Genomic DNA, 22,833 nt, shown 5'->3' on the forward strand with positions numbered 1-22,833 from the left:
GATGAATTCCGCATCCACTCGCGGCACCCGTGCACTGGCCGCCGCCGCAGGCTTCGCCGCGGTCGCGCTCGTGCTGACGGGCTGCGCCGCCGGCGGGAACGACTCGTCCGGCGGCAGCGCCGGAGGGGCCCTGACCATCGGCACCACCGACAAGATCACGACGCTCGACCCCGCGGGCTCCTACGACAACGGCTCGTTCGCCGTGATGAACCAGGTGTTCCCGTTCCTGATGAACACCCCCTACGGCAGCCCGGACGTCGAGCCCGACATCGCCGAGTCGGCGGAGTTCACCGCTCCCACGGAGTACACCGTGAAGCTGAAGGAGGGACTGAAGTGGGCCAACGGCCACGACCTCACCTCCTCCGACGTGAAGTTCTCCTTCGACCGCCAGGTCGGCATCGCGGCCGAGAACGGCCCGTCCTCGCTCCTGGCGAACCTCGACAGCGTCGCGGCTCCGGACGACACGACCGTGGTCTTCACGCTGAAGTCCGAGAACGACCAGACCTTCCCGCAGATCCTCTCGAGCCCCGCCGGCCCGATCGTGGACGAGGAGGTCTTCTCGGCCGACGAGCTGACCGCGGACGCCGACATCGTCTCGGGCGACGCCTTCGCCGGCCAGTACACGATCGCGAACTACGACGTGAACAACCTCATCCAGTACAAGGCCTACCCGGACTACCAGGGCGTTCTCGGCGAGGCGAAGACGGACACCGTCAACGTCAAGTACTACGCGGACTCGTCCAACCTCAAGCTGGACATCCAGGAGGGGAACATCGACGTCGCGTTCCGCAGCCTCTCGGCGACGGACATCGACGACCTCCGCGGCAACGACACGGTCAAGGTCGTGGACGGCCCCGGCGGCGAGATCCGCTACATCGTCTTCAACTTCGACACCCAGCCCTTCGGCGCGACGACCGGTGAGGCCGACAGCGCCAAGGCCCTCGCCGTGCGCCAGGCCGTCGCCGACCTGATCGACCGCGACGAGATCGCCGACCAGGTCTACAAGGGCACCTACACCCCCCTCTACTCCTACGTCCCCGCCGGCCTGACCGGCGCGGTCGAGCCGCTCAAGTCGCTCTACGGCGACGGCAACGGCGCGCCCGACGCGGACAAGGCGAAGGCGACCCTCGAGGCCGCCGGCGTCACCGCTCCGGTCACCCTGAACCTGCAGTACTCGAACGACCACTACGGTCCGTCCTCGGGCGACGAGTACGCGCTGATCAAGGACCAGCTGGAGTCGACCGGCCTCTTCACCGTGAACCTGCAGACCACGGAGTGGGTGCAGTACTCGAAGGACCGCTCGAGCGACGTCTACCCGGCCTACCAGCTCGGCTGGTTCCCCGACTACTCCGACGCCGACAACTACCTCTCGCCGTTCTTCATCAAGGAGAACTTCCTCGCGAACCACTTCGACGACGCCGAGGTGCAGAGCCTGATCGCGCAGCAGGTCTCGACCACCGACGCCGACGCGCGCACCGCGCTGATCGAGCAGATCCAGGAGAAGGTCGCGGCGCAGCTCTCGACCGTCCCCTACCTGCAGGGCTCGCAGGTCGCGGTCGTCGGCAGCACCGTGAGCGGAGCCGAGGACACCCTCGACGCCTCGTTCAAGTTCCGCTACGCGGCACTCAGCAAGGGCTGATCCACCCCCTCGCGGCCGGCGCCTCCCCGACAGGAGGCGCCGGCCGTTCTCCACGAAAGGCATCACGTGACGACAGCCACGACGGCTGCGGCGACGGCGCCCACACGGCGACCGCGCGGCTCCGGGGGCGGACTCGGGCGCTACCTGCTCGTCCGCTTCCTGCTCATCATCCCCACCGTCTTCATCCTCGTGACGCTGGTGTTCCTCCTCATGCGCTCCACGGGCGACCCGATCACGGCGGCCCTCGGCGGCCGCCTGACCGCGGACCAGCTCGCCGAGCGTGTGGCCGCCGCCGGCTACGACCGGCCGCTGATCGTGCAGTACCTCGAGTACCTCGGCAAGCTGCTGACCGGCGACTTCGGCACCACCCTGAGCGACAACCGCCCCGTCACCGAGGTGCTCCTCACCTACGGCGCTGCGACGGTCGAGCTCGCCTTCTACGCCCTGATCGTGGCGTTCCTGGTCGGCATCCCGCTCGGGATGCTCGCCGCCTACCACCGCGACCGCACGCCCGACGCCGTGCTGCGCATCTTCGCGATCCTCTGCTACGCGACCCCGGTGTTCTTCGCGGGCCTGCTGCTGAAGCTGGTGTTCTCCGTCTGGCTGAAGTGGTTCCCCGTCGCCGGGCGCGCCTCGACGAGCACCGAGCTCTCGCTCCAGTTCCTCGAGAACAAGACCGGCATCTACCTGATCGACGCGATCCAGACGGGCGACCCGGCCGCGATCTCGGACGTGCTCTCGCACGCGGTGCTCCCCGCCGTCGCACTGGGCCTGCTCACCGCGGGCATCTTCCTGCGCCTGGTGCGCACCAACGTGATCGGCACGCTCGGCACCGATTACGTGGACGCGGCGCGCTCGCGCGGCGTCAGCGAGTTCCGGCTCGTCCGCACCCACGCCTACCGGCCGGCGCTCATCCCGATCATCACTGTGATCGGCCTGCAGATCGCCCTGCTGCTCGGCGGCGCCGTCCTCACCGAGACCACCTTCGAGTGGAAGGGCCTCGGCTTCCAGCTCGCCGAGTACCTCCAGGCCCGCGACTTCGTGGCCGTGCAGGGCATCGTCGCCCTGCTCGCCGTCATCGTGGCGCTGACCAACTTCATCGTCGACGTCATCGCGGCGCTCATCGACCCGCGAGTGAGGTACTGAGCATGAGCACCACCTCCCCGGCGCGTCCGCGCCGCCGCCTCGTCGACCGCCTGCCGGTCGTCCACCAGCTCCGGCAGAGCGTCGGCCTCCAGCGGGGGATGCTCGTCACCGGCCTGATCATCACCGGCGCGTTCCTGCTGGTGGCCCTGTTCGCGCCCCTGATCGCGCCCTACGGCTACTCGCAGCTGCGCTCGGGAGGCGAGTCGTTCGGCGCGCAGGAGCCGCCGAGCGCGGAGCACCTGCTCGGCACCACCGTCGGCGGCTACGACGTCCTCTCGCGAGTGATCTGGGGAGCGCAGACCGCGTTCCTCGTGATCGTCGTCGCCGTGGTCCTGTCGATCTTCCTCGGCGTCTTCCTCGGCCTCGTCTCCGGCTACCTCGGCGGCTGGCTCGACCGCGTGCTCGTCGTGATCTGCGACGCGATCTACGCGTTCCCGACCCTGCTGCTGGCGATCGTGATGTCGATCGTCATCTCCGGCGGGCAGTCGAACCTCTGGGCCGGCATCTTCGCCGCAGCGGTCTCGATCACCGTGGTCTACATCCCGCAGTACTTCCGCGTGATCCGGGCCGAGACCGTGCGGATCAAGGGCGACGCCTTCGTCGAGTCGGCGAAGGTCATCGGAGCGTCGACGCCGCGGATCATGTTCCGCCACGTCCTGCGGAACGCGACGCGCACGCTGCCGCTGATCTTCACACTGAACTCCTCCGAGGCGATCCTGACCCTCGCCGGCCTGGGCTTCCTCGGCTTCGGCATCGAGCCGACGTCGGCCGCGGAGTGGGGCTACGACCTCAACAAGGCGCTGTCGGACGTCACGAGCGGCATCTGGTGGACCTCGGTCTTCCCGGGCCTGGCGATCGTGCTCGTGGTGCTGGGCATCACCCTCGTGGGCGAGAGCCTGAACGACCTCGCCGACCCGCGCCTGCGCGGTCGGCGCGCGGTGGCCGCCGGTGCCGGCGACGTCGCCGCGACGTCCGTCGTGCCGGGCGGCGTCCTCGCCGCCGACGGCCTGGAGACGCCGGGGCACGACCCCGTCGCCGGAGTGGAGGAGACGCGATGAGCGACCAGCGCATCGTCCGGGACGCCTCAGCGCGTCCGATCGTGGACATCACCGACCTCGAGGTCGCCTTCGCGAGCGACCGCGGCGCCGTCCGCGCCGTCGCCGGGGTGAGCCTGCGCGTCGAGCGCGGCGAGGTCCTGGCGATCGTCGGAGAGTCCGGCAGCGGCAAGACCGTGACCGCGAAGACCATCCTCGGCCTCCTGCCCGAGACGGCCACCGCCTCCGGAGTGGTCCTGCTCTCGAAGAAGGACGGCAGCGCGGCGACCGATGTCGTCTCCGTGCCCAAGGCCCGCCTCCGGGAGCTGCGCGGCACCGACGTCGCCATGGTCTTCCAGGAGCCGGGCACCGCCCTCAACCCGGTCTTCACGGTGGGCTGGCAGATCGCGGAGGGACTGCGCGCTCACGGCTCCGTCTCGAAGAAGGAGGCGCGCAAGCGCGCGATCGACGTCCTGCGCACCGTCGGCATCCCGGAGCCGGAGAAGCGGGTCGACTACTACCCGCACCAGTTCTCGGGCGGCCAGAAGCAGCGCGTCGTCATCGCGATGGCCCTGGTCCTGGATCCCGGCCTGATCGTCGCGGACGAGCCGACCACCGCGCTCGACGTGACCGTGCAGGCCGAGATCCTCGACCTGCTCCGCCGGTGCCGCGACGAGTTCGGCACCTCGATCGTGCTGATCACCCACAACATGGGCGTCGTCGCCGATCTGGCCGACCGCGTCGCCGTGATGTACCAGGGCGAGCTGGTCGAGGAGGCGACGGTCTCCGAGCTGTTCTCGGCGCCGAAGGCCGAGTACACGAGGAAGCTCCTCGCCGCCGTCCCGCACGTGGGCCAGGGCGTCGAGCGCGCCCGCGTCCGCGCCGTCGAGCGCGCCGAGGCCCCCGAGGCCGAGACGCTCGTCGCCGCCGAGGGCCTGCGGATCCAGTACCCCGGCCGGCTCGGCCGTCCCGGCTTCGTCGCGGTCGACGGCGTCTCGCTGCGCATCCGCGCGGGCGAGGTGCTCGGCCTCGTCGGCGAGAGCGGCTCGGGCAAGACCACCATCGGGCGCGCCATCGCGGGCCTGACGCCGGTGACCGGCGGGTCGCTGAAGGTCCTCGGCAAGGAGATGCGCGGCATCCGCGAGCGCGCCTTCCGGCCGGTCCGCGGCGACATCGGCTTCGTGTTCCAGGACCCGGCGTCGAGCTTCAACCCGCTGCTCACCATCGCGGAGTGCGTGGCCGAGCCGCTGATCGTGCACGGACGGGCCGGCGACGCCGCCGGGGCGCGCTCGCGCGTCGACGAGCTCCTGGAGGCGGTGCAGCTGCCCCGCTCCTACGGCGACCGCTACCCGCACGAGCTCTCCGGCGGCCAGCGCCAGCGCGCCAGCCTCGCCCGGGCCCTCGCCCTCGAGCCGAAGCTGCTGATCGCCGACGAGCCCACCTCGGCGCTCGACGTGTCGGTGCAGGCCCGCGTGCTCGAGCTGTTCGCCGAGCTGCAGCGCGAGTTCGGCTTCGCCTCGCTGTTCATCAGCCACGACCTCGCCGTGGTCGACCTGCTCGCCGACCGCATCGCGGTGCTCTACCGCGGCGAGCTGGTCGAGGAGGGGACGGGGGCGGAGGTGCTCGCTGCGCCGAAGCACCCCTACACGCAGCGCCTGCTCGCCTCCCTGCCCGTGCCCGACCCGGTCGAGCAGGCCTCGAGGCGCGAGCTCCTGCGCAGCATCGTCGAGGCGGAGCGCCGGGCGTGAGCCGGACCGCCGGGGATCCGGCCCCCATCGTCGTCGACGACCTCAGCGTCGAGTACCCGCCGCGCGGCATCAGCCGCCGGTGGACGGCGCTGCGGGGAGTGAGCCTCCGCGTGGAGCCGGGGGAGGTGCTCGGGATCCTCGGCGGCAGCGGCTCGGGCAAGTCCACGCTCGCGCGCGTGCTCGGCGGCGACGGCCTGGGGCACGACGGCGGCCGCACGCGCCCGGTGATCATCGGAGGGGACGCGACGGTCGCGGGGCACCGCCTCCGCTCGCTCCCCGCCCGCGAGCTCAAGCGATTCACCGTCGACGTCGCGCATCTCGCGCAGGACGCCGGAGCGACCCTCCGCCCCGAGCTGACCGTCTCGGAGCTGATCGCCGAGCCGATCTTCCTCCGCGACCGCCACTACGACCCGAAGGCCGCGGCGGTGCGGGTGGCGACGCTGCTCGACTCCGTGCACCTGCCGCTGTTCCTGCTCGACCGCTACCCCTACGAGCTCTCCAGCGGCCAGCGCCAGCGCGTGGCCGTGGCCCGCTCGCTCGTGCTCGGGCCGAAGGTGCTGATCGCCGACGAGCCGACCTCGGGCATCGACGCGACGGTGCGCGAGTCGATCGTGGACCTCCTCGCCGACCTGCGGCGCCGGGAGGGCTTCGCCGCCGTCGTGGTCAGCCACGACATAGACGTGCTGAGCCGGGCGACCGACCGGATCGCCGTGCTCGTCGGCGGCGAGGTCGTCGCGTACGGGCCGCTGCTGGAGGTTCTGATCGAGGCCCGGCACCCCTACGTGCGCGAGCTCGGAGCGGCCTTCGCCGAGTACGAGCGCTTCGACGCCTCCCGAGCGCAGCGCGTCGAGGCGGCCGACCAGTGACCGTCCCGCGCGTCGCGGTGCTCCCGCGGCCGAAGCCGGTGTTCGCCGAGGCGGTGGAGTCGGGCGGTGGAGTGGTCGTCGGACTCGACGGGAGTCCGGACGCGCTGCTCTGGCTGTCCTACGGCCGCACGGACGAGCTGGCCGCTGTGCTGGAGGAGCACCCGTCGATCCGCTGGGTGCAGCTGCCCTGGGCCGGCGTCGACGTCTTCGCGCCCGTGCTCGCCGCGTCCCGCGCGGACGTCGTCTGGACCAGCGCCAAGGGCGCCTACGCGGAGCCGGTGGCCGAGCACGCGCTCGCGCTGGTGCTCGCCCTCCTGCGCTCGCTGCCGGAGCGGGCGCGCGCCGTGTCGTGGGGGCCGAAGAAGGCGGTCACGCTGCACCGCGCCTCCGTGGTGATCGTCGGAGCAGGAGGGATCGCTCGCGAGCTCCTGCGGCTGCTCGCCGTCTTCGACTGCCAGGTGACGATCGTCCGCCGCGGAGACGAGCCGGTGGAGGGCGCCGCCCGCACCCTGCCGGCGTCGCGGCTCGCCGAGGCCGCGGCGGACGCCGACGTGCTGGTCCTGGCCGCCGCCGCCACCGCGGGCACGGAGCGGATGGTCGACGCGGGTCTGCTCGCGCGGCTCCCCGCCCACGCCGTGCTCGTCAACGTCGCCCGGGGGAGCCTCGTCGACACGGACGCGCTCGTCGCGGCCCTCGCCGAAGGCCGTCTCGCGGGCGCCGCGCTCGACGTGACGGACCCCGAGCCGCTGCCGGACGGGCATCCGCTCTGGAGCGAGCCCCGGTGCCTGATCACGCCCCACAGCGCGGACACCCCCGAGATCACCGCGCCGCTCCTGGCCGAGCGCGTGCGCGCCAACGTGGCCGCCTGTGCCGCCGGCGGGCCGTTCGTCGGCCGCGTCGACCCGGGCTCCGGCTACTGAGTGCGCGCCCGATTTTGCGTTCGCGGAGAGTTTGCTAAAGTAGTACCGCGCTGATCGCCTCCGGGTGGTCGGATGATCCTCGATAGCTCAATTGGCAGAGCAATCGGCTGTTAACCGGTAGGTTCTTGGTTCGAGTCCAAGTCGGGGAGCGAAGGGTCCGGGACTCCACTCTCGGGCCCTTTTTTCGTGCCCGCGAGCGGTCGCCCTCGAGGGCCCACCCGCTCGGACCGACGATCGGAGGCGCGATGCGCGAGGACGTGCTCGCTCTCCTGCGCCGCCGCCCCGACGTCGAGGCGCCGGATCTCGTCGCCGTCGACGCCAGCGACCGCCTGCTGCTCGACCTCGCCGCCGATCGCGGCCGCCTCGCCGTGATTGGGGACGCCTACGGGGCACTGAGCCTCGGCCTCGCCGCCGACGGCCGTGCCGTACGCGTCGTGCAGGACTCGATCACCGCCGAGCGCGCTCTCGCGCAGAACCTCGAGACGGTGCGCGGGTCGGGCGTCGACCTCGCGCCGATCGAGATCGTCGACTCCGTCGCGGAGGCCGTCCGCGACGCCGACGCGGTGCTCCTGCGCCTGCCGCGCTCACTCGACGCCCTGGCCGCCGTCGCGGCCGGGACCGCACTCGCGAACCCGGCGGCGACCCTGATCGGCGCCGGCCGCATCAAGCACATGACGCGCACGATGAACGACGTGCTCGCCGTGCGCTACGAGCGGATCGACGTCTCCCTCGCGCGTCAGAAGTCGCGCGCCCTGCTCGCGAGCGGCGCGCTCCCCGACCAGCCGCCCGCGCCCGGGCCCGAGCGGCGCCGTCTGGACGAGCTCGACCTCGAGGTCGTCGCACTGCCGGGAGCCTTCGCCGGGGCGCGACTGGACCTCGGCACCCGCGCCCTCCTCGCCGCCCTCGATGTCGACTCCCTTCCCGCGGGCACCGCACTCGACCTCGGCTGCGGAACCGGCGTCCTCGCCGCCGTGGTGGCCCGGGCCTGCCCCGACCTCGCCGTGACCGCGACGGACACCTCGCGTGCCGCGGTCGAGTCCGCCCGGGCGACCGCGGCGGCCAATGGGCTCGCCGTCCGCGTCCTTCGCGACGACAACGCCTCGACGCTGGAGGCGTCCTCCGTCGACGTCGTGCTCTGCAATCCGCCGTTCCACTCCGACGGTGCCGTCACCGACCTCGTCGCCCGGCGCATGCTGCGCGCGGCCGGCCGCGTGCTGCGCCCCGGAGGCGTGCTGTGGACGGTCTTCAACTCCCACCTCGCGCATCCGGCCGAGCTGCGCCGCGCGGTCGGGCCGACCACGGTGGTGGCGCGCGACCGCCGCTTCACCGTCACCCGCTCCGTGCGCTCCGACGGCTGAGTGCGGCTCCGCAACCCCCTCCGCGGCCTCAGGTCCGCTGTCCGCGGCGCGGGTACGATCTCTCTCCGGCGCTCCTGTGCCGAACCCGTCCCGTCCCCCCGGAGGCCGTCGTGCTCGAAGTCGTCCTCGTCCTCGCCCTGATCGCCCTGGTCGCGGTCGTCGTGCTGTGGCGCCGCGCCGTCGGCGCCGAGCGCCGTGCCGCCGAGAGCCGTGCGGAGGAGGCGGCGCGCGTCGTCCGCCTCGAGCTGGCGGTCGGCGAGCAGGAGGCGAGGCTCCGCATCGTCGGCGAGCTCGAGCAGCTCGCGGTCCGCAGCGCCGCGCACGTCGTCGAGGAGGCCGAGAGCGTCCGGCTCACGATCGACCGCGACCCCGCCGCAGCCGCGCGGTCGGCGCAGCGTGCCGTGCGGGCGGCCGAGGCCTCGCTGGCGCAGCTGCGCCGCATCGCGACCGTTGCCTCCGTCGATCCGGGGGAACTGCCGCGCACCGGCGGCTCCGTCCCCCTGATCGAGGGCGCCCGCGAGCGAGGCCTGAGCGTCCGCGAGGAGTCGTTCGGCGAGCCGTTCCCGCTGCAGGACGGCGCCGAGGTGGCCGTGCTCCGGGTGCTCGAGTACGCCTTCGACTCGGCGCTGGAGACCGGCGGCGCGGGGACCGAGGTCCGCATCAGCTCCCGATGGACGACCACCGGCCTCCGGGTGGAGGTCGACGACGACCGCGAGCAGCACGGCGCTGCGGAGCAGGACGCCAGCGCTCTCGAGGCGGATCTGCGCTCGCTCACCGAGCGCATCGACAGCCCCGCGCTCGCCGAGCTGCGCGAGCGGGCCGCCCTCTTCGGCGGCGACGTGACCGAGAAGCGGACGCCCGGCGTCGGCCGGAGCGTCACCGCCTCGTTCCCCGCGATCCGCCACCACAACGGCGTGCACGGGGTCGACCTGGCCTGAGTCAGTCCTCGAGGTGCTCCACGCCGGGCAGCCACGAGACGCCGGGGCCGCCCCAGCCGCGCTTGCGGGTGATCTTCGCGACCGGCTTGTGGTAGTCGTGCTCGAGGCGGTCGATGTAGAGCACGCCGTCGAGGTGGTCGAACTCGTGCTGGAACACGCGGGCGAACCAGCCGTCCGCGACGATCTCGAACGGCTCCTGCTCGAGGTCGACCGCGCGGAGGATCGCGCGCTCGGAGCGGCGGAGCGGGAAGCGCTCGCCGGGGAAGGAGAGGCACCCCTCCGACTCCGTGTCCTCGTCCGCCTCGCCGAGCGGGGTCGGCGTGACGAACAGCTCGGGGTTGATCGCGACGCCGCGGCGCGGGGTGCCGTCGTCGTCGGCGTAGTCGTAGACGAACAGGCGCAGCGGGACGCCGACCTGCGGGCCGGCGAGGCCGACTCCGGGGGCGGTGTCCATCGTCTCGAACATGTCGGCGACGAGGGTGCGCAGCGCATCGTCGAACTCGGTGACGGGGGCGGCGGGGGAGTGCAGGACGGGGTCGCCGGCGATGCGGATGGGGAGGACGGCCATGGGGGACAGGGTACCGCGGGGCCGTCGACCGGGTCCGCGAGGATCATCCGCTGGGCTCAGCCCCTCACCCGTGCGTCGGAGGACTCCCGGAGGCGTTCTGGGTAGGGTCGACCCCATGCCCGCCGATCTCGCCGAACTCCTCAACGATCCGGCGAAGTTCATCGGCATCCCGATCGCTCTCGTGGGCGCGGTGTTCCTCTCCCTCGGCGCGCAGTTCCAGCACCGGGGAGTGGCGAAGGTGGAGCGGTTCTCGAAGCGCTCCGGCTCCTCCGGGCTCAGCGGCGGCCAGCTGGTCGCGCTGCTCTCGCGCCCCTCGTGGGTGATCGGCACCCTGCTCCTCGGCCTCGCGATCGTCTTCCAGCTGACGAGCCTCGGCTTCTCCCCGCTCATCGTGGTGCAGCCGCTCGGAGCGGTGGCGCTCGTGATCACCGCGGTCGTGAACGCGCGGGTCAGCCGGGTGCGCCTGAACGCGGCGTCGATCCGGGCGATCGTGCTCTGCGTCGGAGGCGTCGGCACGTTCGTCCTCGTGGCGGCGTTCAACGCGGTCGACAAGTCCATCCAGACGCCCGAGCTCATCACGATCCTCGTGATCCTCGCCGTGGTGCTCACGGTCTTCGTCGTCGCCTTCCGCGTCTTCCGCCGCGGAGCGAAGGCGATCTTCTACATCGTGGGCGCCGGAGTGGTCTACGGCTTCGTCGCGACTCTCGCGAAGGTCGTGCTCAACCGCATCAAGTACGGCGAGTTCGACCCGCTGACGGTGGTCTGCATCGTGGCGCTCCTGGCCGCGACCGCGCTCGGCGGGTACTTCGTTCAGAACGCCTACTCCTCCGGCCCGCCGGACCTCGTCGTGGCGGGCCTCACCGTCATCGACCCGCTGGTCGCCGTCGCGATCGGCATCGTCGTGCTCGGGGAGGCGCAGTACGCGGCCCCGTGGGCGATCCCGCTCTTCATCGCGGCCGGTGCCGTCGCCATCTACGGCGTCTTCCTCCTCGCCAAGCACCACCCGCAGGCGCGCTGACGGCGCGGGATCCCGAGTGGTGAGGACTCCTCTGCCTACAATGGGTCCGCGCCGAGAGCCACGAAACCGACCGACCTCCGCCGATCGCTCCCTTCTCTCCCCGAGCGGCACGACACCGATAGGACCTCCCGTGTCAGATCCCCGCGACGCGTCCCGACCGGGATCGCCCGACTCCCGACCGCTGACGGTCGTGATCGGCTGCGACACCTTCGCTCCCGACGTGAACGGAGCCGCGAAGTTCGCCGAGCGCCTCGCCGCCGGTCTCGCGCAGCGCGGCCACGAGGTCCACGTCGTCGCCCCCTCGGCCGACGGCTGGAGCGGCACCCGGGTCGAGACGCACGAGGGGCAGCGGATCATCGTGCACCGGCTCTACAGCTGGCGTTGGTACCCGCACGACTGGCTGCGCTTCGCGATGCCGTGGCGCATCCGGCAGAACAGCGCGCGCATCCTCGACGAGGTGAAGCCCGACGTCGTGCACTTCCAGTCGCACATCATCGTCGGCCGCGGCCTCGGGATCGAGGCGGCCAAGCGCGGCATCCGCATCGTCGGCACGAACCACTTCATGCCCGAGAACATGCTCGAGTTCACCCTCCTGCCGAAGGCCGTGCAGGCCAAGGCCGTGGCGATGGCGTGGCGGGCCGCGCGCCGCACCTTCGGCCGGGCGGAGGCGGTCACCACGCCGACCCGCAAGGCCGCGCAGTTCCTCGAGAAGTACACGGGCCTCCGGGGCGTCCACGCCATCTCCTGCGGCATCGACGCCGACAACTACACGCCCGACTTCTCGGCCCGCGCCGGCGACTCGATCCTCTTCGTCGGCCGCGTGACCGGCGAGAAGCACATCGACGTCCTGCTCCGCGCGGTCGCCCTGCTCGATCCGGCGCTCGACGCGAAGCTCGAGATCGTCGGCGGCGGCGACCAGATGCGCAACCTCCAGCAGCTCGCCGCGACCCTCGGCATCGCCGACCGCGTCCGCTTCACCGGCTACGTCTCGGACGCCGAGCTCAAGGAGGCGTACACCCGCGCCACCGTGTTCGCCATGCCGTCCATCGCCGAGCTGCAGAGCATCGCGACGATGGAGGCGATGGCCTCGGCCCTCCCCGTCGTCGCCGCCGACGCGATGGCCCTCCCGCACCTCGTGCACGACGGCGAGAACGGCTACCTCTTCGCTCCGGGCAGCGCCGAGGCCCTCGCCGAGCGCCTCACCGCCGTGCTCACGGCCGATCAGGAGGACCTCGAGGCGATGAAGCGCGCCTCCCTCCGCATCGTCGCCTCGCACGACATCAACCGCACGATCAGCACCTTCGAGAGCCTGTATCGTGGGGAGCCGGTGGCCGATCCGGCCTCCGACGCAGCGTCCGCACCCGCCGCCACCTGACGGCCGCTCGGACGGCCGCCGCGGGGCGTTAGCTCAGCCGGTCAGAGCAGCGGACTCATAATCCGTCGGTCACGGGTTCAAGTCCCGTACGCCCTACTCCGCTCCACCCGCGGTCGTTCCTCCTCTCCAGCGCCGGGTCGGGCCTCCACCTGATGCCGGTCTCGTCGGAGCGGGCGGTCCGCTCCTGTCGGACCGGCGTGCCGTGCCTCAGGACGCCGCCGACGCGGTCCTCGCCGGCACGCCGACGGCGGACGAGCCGGAGGCGACGTCGCGGACGACGACGGCGCCGGCTCCGATCCGCACATGGTCGCCGACGGTCACGTCCCCGACGATCGTCGCGCGGGCGCCGATGTAGACGTCGTCGCCGATGACGGGCGTACGACCTTTCGACTCGCCGATGGTGACGCCGTGGTAGATGAACGCGTTCCTCCCGATCACCGTGCGCGGGTGCAGGATCACGCCGCGGCCCCAGTGGGGGAGCCGCAGGCCGGGCCCGACCTGAGCGGCCGGCGGCAGCTCGGCTCCGACGATCATGCGGGTCCAGACGAGATCGACCAGGCGGTAGACGAGGTGGAGGGGGAGCCGGGTCCTCCGAGAGCTCGAGTACTGCCCGAGTCGGAGGACGAGGACGGTGAGCCGGTCGGAGGCGTGGCCCTTGGCGGCCAGGTCCGCGCGGACGACGGCTCGGAGTTCGGCGAGATCCATGCTCCCAGTCTGAGTGGGAGCCTCGCGGGTGAGGGCGGGCCGTCGGAGATCGTCCGGGGCGTGGCGAGCATCCGCGAGCGGACGACACGGTGGCTCGATGCGCTAGCACGTCCCGACGCGCCGCGCCCGTACTGGCCGCTCTCCGCTCGACGTGATTGCCTGAACCCGTGCCTGATCTTCCGATGTTCCCGCTCGGCTCCGTGCTCCTGCCGCACATGCCGCTCCCGCTCCGGCTGTTCGAGCCGCGGTACCTGCGGATGCTCGGCGACGTCCTCGAGGACGAGACCCTCGCGTTCGGCGTCGTGCTCATCGAGCGCGGCCAGGAGGTGGGCGGCGGCGACCAGCGGTTCGCGGTCGGCGCCCGCGCGCGCATCCTGAACATCGACGGGGCGGAGTCGTTCGTCACGCTCGACTCCGTGGGCGAGGAGCGCTTCGAGGTCGTCCGCTGGTACGAGGACGACCCGTACCCGCGCGCCGAGGTCCGCCTGCTGCCCGATCTGGAGTGGGACGAGAAGCACGCCCCCGCGCTGGCTGCGGCGGAGTCGGCGGTCCGCACGGCACTGGCGGTCGCGAGCGAGTTCGTCGAGCAGCGCTACGGCGCGGTCGTCGAGCTCGCCGAGGATCCGGCCGCGCACGCCTGGCAGCTCGCCGGCGTCGCACCGGTCACCGAGCTCGACCGCCTCGCGTTCCTCCGCAGCTCCACCATGGAGGAGCTGCTGGAGTCGGTCCGGGAGCGCTCCGCCGAGGCGACCGAGTCGTTCCGCGCCGGCTGGGCCTGAGCCCCGTCCCGGCGTCCCATGACGAGCCCGTCAGTCCTCGAGGCTGACGCCGCGCTCCTCCGCCAGCTTGACCAGGTCGTCGACGACCACGAGCGCCATCCGGACCGAGCGGTCGCGGCGGTACTCCTCGTCGTCCGGGTCGATCCGCGAGGTGCGGTCGAGGGTCTCCTCGATCGACTGCGCGAGCTCGCGCCACGCGTCCTGACGGGCGTCGTCGACGAGCGTCGCGAGGTACTCCTCGTCCTGCGCCCGCCTGTGGAGGGAGTCGGCGACCAGGAGCGAGAGCCGCTCGCGGTGGTCGAGGTTGTCGACGTCGGCCGAGCGGTAGTCGTGCACGTGGTCGGAGCGGCCGCCCACGGAGGTCACGTCGGCGGCGATGCCGCGCAGGCGCTCGGCGGCCGCCTCGGACTCGCGCGCCAGCTTCTCGAGCTCCTCCGCGGCGACGACGGAGTAGCGGACCGAGTCGAAGGGGACGTCAGCGCCGAGGCCGTCCATCAGCACCCGGTTCTTCACGGCCATGCGACTCGCGTACTGCGCGAGCATCAGGCCCTCCTCGGCGGCCTCCTCGACGGAGGCGGGCTCGCGCGACGGGTTCTCATCGGGGTCGTACGGCTCCATCTTGAACCTGCGTCGACGCCGGAACCACACGTGCGTCACCTACATCCCGGAGCAGGCGCCCCGCCCGCCGGAGCACCTCTTCGAGAGTACCCGGCGGGCGGGCGCCGTGGTCGGCGGCTCAGGCCTCGCGCCAGTCGTCCTGCCGGAGGTGGGAGCCGGCCTGCGGCCCCATCTGCAGCATCCCGCCGTCCACGACGTACGAGGATCCGGTGATGTAGGAGGCAGCGGGAGAGGCCAGGAAGGCGACCACCGCCGCGATCTCGCGGGCGTCGCCGGGGCGGCCGAGGGGGATGCCGGGGCGGTCGATCGTGACGGGGTCCACATCCTCGGCGTCGTTCATCGGCGTCGCGATCTCCCCGGGGGCGACGGCGTTGACGGTGATGCCGAGGGAGCCGAGCTCGAGTGCGGCGACCTTCAGCAGGCCGCCCAGCCCGTGCTTGGCAGCGGTGTAGGCGACGGAGCCGACCCGCGGCTGGTGCTCGTGGACACTGGTGACCGCGATGATCCTGCCGCCCGTGCCCTGGGCCGCCATGCGCCGCGCGGCGCGCTGGAGGCAGACGAACGCTCCGTCGAGGTTCAGGGCGACGGTCGAGCGCCAGCTGTCGAGGCTCTGCTCGAGGAAGGGCTCGCCCCCGCCTCCGCCCGCATTGCTGACGGCGACGTCGAGCCCGCCCAGTCGATCCGCGAGGTCGTCGATCACGTCGCCCGCGCCCTCCAGATCCGTCGTGTGGAGGCGCGCGATCTCGGCGCGCCGGCCGAGGGAGCGCACCTCCTCCGCCGTGCCCTGCGCGCCCTCCTCGTCGCTGTGCCAGGTGATGCCGACGTCCATGCCCGCCTCGGCCAGTGCCACCGCGATCGCCCGGCCGATGCCGGAGTCCGAGGCGGTCACCAGTGCACGGGTGGGCCGGAAGTCTCGAGGTCCCTGGGTCATGTCGTCTCCTGTCTCGATCGGGCCGCCGATCCGGCGGACACGGGTCGATCCCATCAGCGGATCCGGCGCGCTCGGGAGCCGGTTGACAGGTCCGGGCTCGCGCGAGACGCGTGGCGGTGTCCCCGCTGAGCGCCCCGATCGCGTTGACTGGGCGGATGGATCACCGGCGCATCTCGGTCGTCGTCCCCGTGAAGGACGACGCCCGCCACCTCGAGCAGCTGCTCGAGCTCCTCCGCGAGCAGACGCTCGCTCCGTTCGAGATCGTCGTCGTCGACGACGGGAGCACCGACGACAGCGCCGCCGTCGCGCGAGCGGCGGGCGCGCGGGTGGTGCGGCACGACGGAGCCGGGATCCCGGCGAGCACGGCGCACGGCTTCGACGAGGCGCACGGCGACGTCCTCGCACGGCTCGACGCCGACTCCCGCCCGGGACCCGACTGGCTGGCGCGCCTGGCCGGCCACTTCGCCGATCCCGAGGTCGGAGCGGTGACCGGTCCCGGACGCTTCGACGAGCTCGGCCCGATCGCCCGGGTGATCGCGCGGGTCGCCTACATGGACGCCTACTTCGTGCTGATGGGGTCGGCGCTGGCCAACTGGCCGCTCTTCGGCTCCAACTGCGCCGTCCGCCGGTCGGCGTGGGAGGAGATCGCGGAGGAGATGCACCGGCACGACGCCTACGTGCACGACGACGTCGAGATCAGCGTGCACCTGGGACTCCGGCACCGGATCGTGCTCGACCGCCACCTCGAGGTCGGCATCTCGGCCCGCCCCTTCGGCGCCTTCGCCGACATGCTCCGCCGGTTCGACCGCGCTCTGCACACGCTGGCGCGGCACCCCGGGATGGGGTCGTCCCTGCAGCGCTGGACGCACCGGGTGCGCCGCATCCACCGCGACCGCCTGCGAGCGACGGCCGCGGCGCGCCGCTCCGGCTGACGACGAGAACCGACGGCGCCGCCTGACTGCTAGGGCTGGGCCGCGTCCGGCCGGGCCGCATCGGGCTCGGCCTCCGCCGCCCGATCCTCTCCCGGCACGGGGCGCCCCTCCTTCGGCATCGCCCAGACCGCGGCGAGCATGCCCACGGCGAGGACCGTGAGCGCGATGCAGACGAAGCGGGTGCCCTCGGCGAGGTCCGCCGGTGCGGGGACGCCGCCGCCCGCCTTCGCGTTCACGATCGCGCCGAACACGGCCACGGCGACGGCGCTGCCGATGTTGCGGGCGAAGAAGTTGGTCGAGGAGACCACTCCGCGCTCGTTCCAGTCGACGCTCGACTGCGCCCGGATCAGCGTCGGAGTCGCCACGAGCCCCATGCCGGCGCCGATGAGCACGCAGAAGCCGGCGATCTCCCACAGCGTCGAGGAGGCGCCGAGCAGGACGGTCAGCGCCGTGCCGATCACGACGAGCCCCGCTCCGAGGAAGCCCGTGTTGCGGAAGCCGATGCGCAGGTAGAGCCGGCCCGACAGGCTCGCCGCGACCGGCCAGCCGAGCGTCATCGCCGCGACGGCGAAGCCCGCGCCGAGAGCGGAGCTGCCGAGCACGCCCTGCGCGAAGGTCGGGAAGTACGAGGTGACGCCGAGCGTGATCGCGCCGACGGTCACCGAGACCAGGCTGGTCGAGATCAGCACGCGCCGCGTGAGGACCCAGAGGGGGAGCACCGGGGCGGCCGCGCGCCGCTCGATCGCGACGAAGCCGGCGAACGCGAGGGCCGAGACGACGAACACGCCGACTCCGGCGGGGGAGAGCCACGGCCAGGCGCTGCCGCCCTCGAGCAGTCCGAGGATGAGCAGCGCGGTGCCCACGGCGAGCACGGAGGCGCCCGCCACGTCGATCCGCTGCTTCTCGCCCCGCGTGGTCTCGCGGAAGCTGCGGATCAGGAGGAACGCCGCCAGGAGGCACAGCGGGATGTTGACGAGGAAGATGCCGCGCCAGGCGCCCAGGTCCGAGAGCACGCCGCCGAGCGTCGGCCCGACGACCGAGGAGATGCCCCAGACGCTCGCGAGGTAGCCCTGGGTCTTCGCACGCTCGGCGACCGTGTAGATGTCGCCGGCGATGGTGATGCCCATCGGCTGGATCGCACCGGCCCCCAGGCCCTGCAGGGCTCGGAACGCGATCAGCGCGGGCATGCTCCAGGCGAGGCCGCACAGGAGCGAGCCGACCAGGAACAGGGCGATGCCGATCAGCATGATGGGCTTGCGCCCGATCACGTCGGCGAGCTTGCCGTAGAGGGGGACCGAGACCGCCTGGGCCAGCAGGTAGATCGAGAACAGCCAGGGGAACTGCTCGAAGCCCCCCAGATCGGCGACGATGGACGGCACGGCCGTCGAGAGGATCGTGGCGTCGAGGGCGACCAGAGCGGTCGAGATCATCAGGGACAGCAGGATCGGGCCGCGCTCCGAGCGCAGTCCGACACTCGCGCGGGTGGGGGCGTCGGTCACTCTGCCCAGGCTATTCCATAGCCGGGGGATGGAAGCGGGGCGGAGAGGATCCGCTCCGGGGCTCGGTAGACTTGCGGCATGGAACTCGTTCTCTGGCTCGTCGTGTCCGCCATCGCCGGTGTCGGCCTCGTCTCCGGAGTCGCGGCTCTCATCGCCATGACGCGGGCGCCCTGGTCGGCCGACAAGTAGCCGCCCGGCCGGCCTCGCGCCGGCACTACTCGTAGATCCGCACCACGCTCCACTGCGGCTCCGTCGACGCGACCACGTCGAGCACGAACGCTCCGCCGGTCGCGAGGTCCGTCGCCTGGAAGCGCCAGCCGCCGATGCTCACCGGTGTGCGCCCGAACGTCGGCGGGAACCCCTCGAGGGGCGCCCACCACTCGCTCGTGCAGGTCCACACCGTCGGCCGGTCGGTCACCCGGTAGCTCCCGCCCCGCCACTCGAGCGCGATCGGCACTCCCTCGCCGTCGGTCGAGACCAGCGCCGTCTCGTCGATCACCGCCATCGTCGTGCTCCCGTTCACTCGCCGGACCCGGTTGGCCGTTCGAACATGTGTTCGATAGTCTGCGAGTGTACGCCGCGGCGCTCGTGCTCGCCACGGCCGCGGATCGACCGGTGGGAGGCGCGATGATCGAGTGGAGTCCGCTCCAGATGCTGCGCAGCAGCGGGCAGGACGAGTGGGTGATGGTCGACGCCCTTCGCACCGGCCGGATCGGCCTGGTGCGCCGCATCGAGACCGGCCCGTACCGCGAGACCTGGTTCCGAGCGGTGACCTGGGCGGCGGAGCCGGAGAGGCGGACGCTCGTGGGCTACTCCCGCTCGATGGACACCATCGCGGCCGCCCTGTGGGCCCATCAGCCGCCGACGGCGCAGGAGAAGCCCTTCCCCGGCTACCCGCCCTCGCGGCCGTCGCCGTGACTCCTTCAGCGAGAGGGGGCCCGGCCGTCCCCGCGACGGCGGCCTCTGTGTCCGCCACGGGGGAGAATGGCCCGATGCTCCTCGCACTCGTCGGCGGCCCCACGGGGGCGTGGCGGGCGGTCGACCCCGTCGGCGGCGCCGAGGCCGGGAGCGGCCGGGGTCCGGCCGAGCTGGCGGCGTTCGTCCGGGAGCAGGAGCCGGAGCGCCCGCGCTGGGTCTGGGACGACACCGCGCGCTGGTACCCCGCACTGCTGTCGGCCGGCGTGGTCGTCGCCCGGTGCCACGACCTCCGGCTGGCCCGCGCGATCCTCCGCCGCTCGGTCTCCGCCGCCGCATCGGCTCTCGCGCGCTCGCCCCTCGACCCGTGGGACGCGGGAGCCGCGGCCCCCGCCGCGCAGGACACGCTGATCGGGTTCGAGGAGGCGGCGGGCGGCTCCGACGAGCTCGACCCCGTCCTCGAGCTGGCCCGGCAGGAGGAGGCGCTCTCCGGCGCCGCCGAGGCCGGCCGGCTCCGCCTGCTGCTCGCCGCCGAGTCCGTCGGCGCCCTGATCGCTCGCGAGATCGCCCACGCGGGGCTGCCCTGGCGCGCCGATGTGCACGACCGGGTGCTCACCGGGATGCTCGGCCCCCGCCCGCTCTTCGGCGGCCGCCCGGCCCGGTTGGAGGCGCTGGCCGACCGCCTGCGCGACGAGCTCGGCGCGCCCGAGCTCAACCCCGACTCGCCGGCCGAGCTCCTCAAGGCGCTGCGGCGCGCGGGGCTGCCGGTCGAGTCGACGCGCTCCTGGGAGCTGCAGTCCCTCGAGCACCCCGCGGTGCCGCCCCTCCTGGAGTACAAGAAGCTCTCCCGGCTGCTCACCGCCAACGGCTGGGCCTGGCTCGACGCGTGGGTGCGCGACGGACGGTTCCGGCCGGAGTACGTGGTGGGCGGGGTCGTCACCGGCCGCTGGGCGACCTCGGGCGGAGGGGCGCTGCAGCTGCCGCGGCAGATCCGCGCCGCGGTCACCGCGGATCCGGGCTGGAGCCTCGTGGTCGCGGATGCCGCGCAGCTCGAGCCGCGCATCCTCGCCGCGCTCTCGGGCGACTCGGCCATGGCCGCCGCCGGGCGGGGCCGCGACCTCTACCAGGGCATCGTCGACGCCGGCGTGGTCCCCGACCGGCCGCGGGCGAAGGTCGCGATGCTGGGGGCGATGTACGGGGCGACGAGCGGGGAGGCCGGACGGCTGCTCCCGAGGCTCGCCCGTGCCTACCCGCGCTCGGTCGCGCACGTCGAGGCGGCGGCTCGGGTGGGGGAGCGCGGCGAGAGCGTCTCGACGTGGCTCGGGCGCAGCTCGCCTCCCGGACCCGAGGGGCTCTCGGCGGATGCGGCGCGAGCGCGCGAGTGGGGACGCTTCACCCGCAACTTCGTGGTGCAGGGGACCGCGGCCGAGTGGGCGCTCTGCTGGATGGGCGAGCTGCGGGCGCGACTGCGCGCCGAGGGTGGCGCGGTCGGCCGGGCGCACCTCGTCTACTTCCTGCACGACGAGGTGATCGTGCACGCTCCCGCCGACGTCGGCGAGCGGGTCGCCGCGATCGTCCGCGAGGCGGCGGTGCGCGCCGGACGCTCGCTCTTCGGAGAGGGCGAGGTCGACTTCCCGGTCACCGTCGCCGTCGTCGACTCCTACGACCAGGCGAAGTGAGGCGCGGGATCAGTACCAGTGCGGCGAGCGGTTGTTCCAGCTCGACCACGCGTTGCAGGGCGAGCCGTAGGCGCTCTTGATGTACGAGAGCCCCCAGTCGACCTGCGTCGCCGCGTTCGTCTGGTAGTCGGCTCCCGAGTTGGCCATCTTGCTCGCCGGGAGGGCCTGCGGGATGCCGTAGGCGCCGGAGGAGCGGTTCAGCGCGTTCCAGCGCCACCCCGACTCGCCGTTCCACAGCGGGATGAGGCACCGGTCGACCTGGTCGGCGCCCCAGCCGAAGCGGCCGACAGCGGTGCGGGCGTAGGCCTGGGCCTGCGCGGGGGAGAGGCCGTCCGTGCGTCCGGCGTAGGTGCCGAGGGCGGCGATGGTCTTGGCGGAGCTGTTGCGCGCGCCGGTCGGGTCGTCGTCGCCGAGCTCGACCGGGCCGCCTCCGCCGCCTCCGCTGTTGGAGGGCGCTGCCGGAGCCGCGGCCGCGGCGGGAGCCGACGCCGCGCGCTGGCGGGCAGCCTCGGCCTCGGCGGCGAGACGGGAGAGGCGCTGCTGCTCCTCGAACGCCGACTTCGCGTCCTGGCCGTCGGCGTACTCCCGCTCGATCTCGGCGGTGGTGTTCTTGAGCGAGGCGAGCTGGGTGTAGAGCTCCTGGCTGTACTTCTCCTGGTCGGCGACCTTGGCGTCGGCCTCGGCCTGCGCGGAGCGGGCGGCCGAGAGCGCGTCGGCCGCGGCGGTGGCGAGGGAGACGCGCTCGCCCCGGGCCTGCTCGGCCTGCGCGGCGAGGGAGACGGCCTGGTTCTCGGTCGACTGCGCCGCGGTCTGGAGCCGGCTGGTCTGCTGGGTGAGCTGCGTCATGGTGCCGAGGCGGTAGAGCAGCTCGCTCGACTCGTCGCCGCCGATGAGGAGGTTGAGCGTCGCATCGGTCCCGCCGTTGCGGTAGAGCTGCGCGGCGAGACGGCCGGCCTGCTCCTTCGCGGCGTCGGCGTCCGACCGGGCGGCGGAGGCGCGCTCCTCCAGGGCGCTCACGCGCTGGGTCGCCTCGTCGAGAGCGCTCTGCGCGGCGTCCGCCTCGGCGGCCCGGCTGATGGCGGCGTCGGTGAGGGCGGCGGCCTGGTCGCGGAGGTCGGCGAGGAAGGCGGTGATGCGGTCGACCTCGGCGGCGGTGGCGCTCTCGCTCGACTTCGCGGCCTCCACATCGGACCACGAGGGGTAGTCGGACGGGTCGTAGGCGGCGGACGCGGAGAGCGGAGCGGCGAGGGCGGCGCACAGGACGAGGACCGTGCCCGCTCCGGCGGCGACGAGGCGCCGGCGCGCCCGGGAGGGGACGCGGAGACCGAGGGGGGTACGGGACATGCGAACCACCCTAGGCGACGGCACCCGCGCCTGTCTCGTCCTAGCTCGAGGCTCGACGGCCCCGGCGGGGACGCTCGAGAGCGTATCCGCGGACGCCCCGTCCCGGCCCGTCGCCCGTGAGCTCGTCGCGGGCCGCCTCGAGGAGGCGCCGCAGGGCCTCCTCCCGCACGCGGGCGGCGATCGCGGCGAGGCGGCGCTGCGGGTGCGCGTCCTCCTCTTCCGCATGCTCGTCGGCGGTGGCGGGCAGCGAGCTCTCGTACGCGTCGAGGACGGCGGCGAGGTCGGCGCCGGACAGGCTCGAGGCCAGCAGCACCCGGTCGAGGACGTCGTCCCAATCCTCCTCCGGGGACGCTCCGTCACCCGTCAGCCAGGCGGCCGCCTCCGCGCGGCCCTCGTCGGTGAGCGCGTGCAAGGGGAGGCCGTCGTCGGTGGACCCGGCCGAGACGACGAGGCCCCGCTCGCGCAGGCGCTCGAGCGTCGAGTAGATCTGGCCGACGTTGACCCGGGGCCGGTGCGCGGCACGGTCGAGGAGCTCGGCGTGCAGCTGGAGGCCGTAGGCGGGGCCGAGCGTGAGCAGGGCGAGCAGGCCGTCGCGGACGGACACGGTGCTCCTCCCGGCGGGCGTCTGGCGGTGTGCGGCGTCCGGCGGCGCGGACGACCCGAGTATAGGCAGGAGCCGCCGGCGGCCGGTCGAGCAGGCGCGGCGAGCCGCCTTGACGGAGGTCCGCCGCTCCTGCATGATCGGGCGTGGTGGCACGTCCACCGTCATAATCGAAGAAGGCGCACCGCAGAGTGTTCCGCGGTCCGGGTCGTTGGGGAAG

22 protein-coding genes and 2 tRNA genes are annotated in these 22,833 nt (G+C 73.0%); 16 read left to right on the forward strand and 8 right to left on the reverse strand.

Annotation, left to right across the window (positions count from 1 at the left end):
- Position 1: 1 nt before the first annotated feature.
- The 9 genes from C5B92_RS11170 to C5B92_RS11210 all read left to right on the forward strand — a co-directional run bounded on the left by C5B92_RS11170 (position 2) and on the right by C5B92_RS11210 (position 9,649).
- Positions 2-1,639, forward strand: coding sequence for an ABC transporter substrate-binding protein (locus C5B92_RS11170; RefSeq protein ID WP_104223443.1), 1,638 nt, complete (start codon positions 2-4; stop codon positions 1,637-1,639).
- 66 nt (positions 1,640-1,705) lie between these two features.
- Positions 1,706-2,785 (forward strand): ABC transporter permease, encoded by a 1,080-nt coding sequence (locus C5B92_RS11175; protein ID WP_104223444.1) that lies wholly within the window; start codon positions 1,706-1,708, stop codon positions 2,783-2,785.
- A 2-nt stretch (positions 2,786-2,787) separates the two neighbouring features.
- Positions 2,788-3,843, forward strand: coding sequence for an ABC transporter permease (locus tag C5B92_RS11180; protein ID WP_104226685.1), 1,056 nt, complete (start codon positions 2,788-2,790; stop codon positions 3,841-3,843).
- Positions 3,840-5,567 (forward strand): ABC transporter ATP-binding protein, encoded by a 1,728-nt coding sequence (locus C5B92_RS11185; protein ID WP_104226684.1) that lies wholly within the window; start codon positions 3,840-3,842, stop codon positions 5,565-5,567. Before C5B92_RS11180 ends, C5B92_RS11185 begins: the two co-directional genes overlap by 4 nt.
- On the forward strand, positions 5,564-6,433 hold the full coding sequence (locus C5B92_RS11190) for an ATP-binding cassette domain-containing protein (protein ID WP_104223447.1): 870 nt from the start codon (positions 5,564-5,566) through the stop codon (positions 6,431-6,433). The genes C5B92_RS11185 and C5B92_RS11190 overlap by 4 nt, the downstream gene beginning before the upstream one ends.
- The gene (locus C5B92_RS11195) at positions 6,430-7,353 is read left to right on the forward strand and encodes an NAD(P)-dependent oxidoreductase (protein WP_258061363.1); all 924 of its coding nucleotides are present in this window, start codon (positions 6,430-6,432) and stop codon (positions 7,351-7,353) included. Before C5B92_RS11190 ends, C5B92_RS11195 begins: the two co-directional genes overlap by 4 nt.
- A 76-nt stretch (positions 7,354-7,429) precedes the next feature.
- Positions 7,430-7,502: transfer RNA gene (locus C5B92_RS11200), tRNA-Asn, on the forward strand.
- 96 nt (positions 7,503-7,598) lie between these two features.
- Positions 7,599-8,711: a class I SAM-dependent methyltransferase gene (locus tag C5B92_RS11205; protein ID WP_104350406.1), complete on the forward strand. Its 1,113-nt coding sequence runs from the start codon at positions 7,599-7,601 to the stop codon at positions 8,709-8,711.
- 110 nt (positions 8,712-8,821) lie between these two features.
- Positions 8,822-9,649, forward strand: a complete 828-nt coding sequence (locus C5B92_RS11210; protein ID WP_104223449.1) for a hypothetical protein — start codon at positions 8,822-8,824, stop codon at positions 9,647-9,649.
- 1 nt (position 9,650) lies between these two features.
- Here the strand turns inward: C5B92_RS11210 and def are convergent, their stop codons facing one another.
- Positions 9,651-10,217: a peptide deformylase gene (def, locus tag C5B92_RS11215; RefSeq protein ID WP_104223450.1), complete on the reverse strand. Its 567-nt coding sequence runs from the start codon at positions 10,215-10,217 to the stop codon at positions 9,651-9,653.
- A gap of 115 nt (positions 10,218-10,332) precedes the next feature.
- Between def and C5B92_RS11220 the strand changes: the two genes are divergently transcribed.
- The 3 genes from C5B92_RS11220 to C5B92_RS11230 all read left to right on the forward strand — a co-directional run bounded on the left by C5B92_RS11220 (position 10,333) and on the right by C5B92_RS11230 (position 12,706).
- Entirely contained in the window at positions 10,333-11,235 is a 903-nt protein-coding gene (locus C5B92_RS11220) for a DMT family transporter (protein WP_104234188.1), read from the forward strand.
- 130 nt (positions 11,236-11,365) lie between these two features.
- A complete protein-coding gene (locus tag C5B92_RS11225) occupies positions 11,366-12,610 on the forward strand; it encodes a glycosyltransferase (protein WP_258060483.1) in 1,245 nt (414 codons plus the stop codon).
- Between the two features lie 22 nt (positions 12,611-12,632).
- Positions 12,633-12,706 (forward strand) — tRNA-Ile (locus C5B92_RS11230).
- Positions 12,707-12,817: 111 nt separating this feature from the next.
- Here C5B92_RS11230 and C5B92_RS11235 read toward each other — a convergent pair.
- Positions 12,818-13,315 carry a serine acetyltransferase gene (locus C5B92_RS11235; protein WP_104350407.1) on the reverse strand — a complete coding sequence of 166 codons (498 nt, stop codon included), beginning with the start codon at positions 13,313-13,315 and terminating at the stop codon, positions 12,818-12,820.
- A gap of 167 nt (positions 13,316-13,482) precedes the next feature.
- Here C5B92_RS11235 and C5B92_RS11240 point away from each other — a divergent pair, with 167 nt between their 5' ends.
- Positions 13,483-14,094, forward strand: a complete 612-nt coding sequence (locus tag C5B92_RS11240) for an LON peptidase substrate-binding domain-containing protein (protein WP_244229436.1) — start codon at positions 13,483-13,485, stop codon at positions 14,092-14,094.
- Between the two features lie 30 nt (positions 14,095-14,124).
- On the opposite strand, the gene C5B92_RS11245 is transcribed toward C5B92_RS11240, so the two are convergent.
- Both C5B92_RS11245 and C5B92_RS11250 read right to left on the reverse strand, forming a co-directional pair.
- Positions 14,125-14,712, reverse strand: coding sequence for a hypothetical protein (locus C5B92_RS11245; RefSeq protein ID WP_104350408.1), 588 nt, complete (start codon positions 14,710-14,712; stop codon positions 14,125-14,127).
- Positions 14,713-14,830: 118 nt separating this feature from the next.
- A complete protein-coding gene (locus C5B92_RS11250) occupies positions 14,831-15,643 on the reverse strand; it encodes an SDR family oxidoreductase (protein WP_104350414.1) in 813 nt (270 codons plus the stop codon).
- A gap of 155 nt (positions 15,644-15,798) precedes the next feature.
- Here C5B92_RS11250 and C5B92_RS11255 point away from each other — a divergent pair, with 155 nt between their 5' ends.
- Complete coding sequence (locus C5B92_RS11255) at positions 15,799-16,575, forward strand: glycosyltransferase family 2 protein (RefSeq protein WP_104250964.1); 777 nt, start codon at positions 15,799-15,801, stop codon at positions 16,573-16,575.
- Positions 16,576-16,604: 29 nt separating this feature from the next.
- Here the strand turns inward: C5B92_RS11255 and C5B92_RS11260 are convergent, their stop codons facing one another.
- Together C5B92_RS11260 and C5B92_RS11265 are read right to left on the reverse strand one after the other, a co-directional pair.
- Entirely contained in the window at positions 16,605-18,005 is a 1,401-nt protein-coding gene (locus tag C5B92_RS11260) for an MDR family MFS transporter (RefSeq protein ID WP_104255746.1), read from the reverse strand.
- Between the two features lie 283 nt (positions 18,006-18,288).
- Complete coding sequence (locus tag C5B92_RS11265) at positions 18,289-18,597, reverse strand: hypothetical protein (RefSeq protein ID WP_104226677.1); 309 nt, start codon at positions 18,595-18,597, stop codon at positions 18,289-18,291.
- A 104-nt stretch (positions 18,598-18,701) separates the two neighbouring features.
- On the opposite strand from C5B92_RS11265, the gene C5B92_RS11270 reads away from it, so the two are divergent.
- Entirely contained in the window at positions 18,702-18,992 is a 291-nt protein-coding gene (locus C5B92_RS11270) for a hypothetical protein (RefSeq protein ID WP_146076962.1), read from the forward strand.
- A gap of 74 nt (positions 18,993-19,066) precedes the next feature.
- Complete coding sequence (locus C5B92_RS11275) at positions 19,067-20,668, forward strand: bifunctional 3'-5' exonuclease/DNA polymerase (RefSeq protein ID WP_104350409.1); 1,602 nt, start codon at positions 19,067-19,069, stop codon at positions 20,666-20,668.
- 9 nt (positions 20,669-20,677) lie between these two features.
- On the opposite strand, the gene C5B92_RS11280 is transcribed toward C5B92_RS11275, so the two are convergent.
- Together C5B92_RS11280 and C5B92_RS11285 are read right to left on the reverse strand one after the other, a co-directional pair.
- Positions 20,678-22,012 carry a hypothetical protein gene (locus C5B92_RS11280; protein WP_104267569.1) on the reverse strand — a complete coding sequence of 445 codons (1,335 nt, stop codon included), beginning with the start codon at positions 22,010-22,012 and terminating at the stop codon, positions 20,678-20,680.
- A gap of 40 nt (positions 22,013-22,052) precedes the next feature.
- The gene (locus C5B92_RS11285; protein ID WP_181028809.1) at positions 22,053-22,616 is read right to left on the reverse strand and encodes a PadR family transcriptional regulator; all 564 of its coding nucleotides are present in this window, start codon (positions 22,614-22,616) and stop codon (positions 22,053-22,055) included.
- Between the last annotated feature and the right edge of the window lie 217 nt (positions 22,617-22,833).

The organism is Rathayibacter sp. AY1A4 (assembly GCF_002930955.1).
Taxonomy (GTDB): Bacteria; Actinomycetota; Actinomycetes; order Actinomycetales; family Microbacteriaceae; genus Rathayibacter.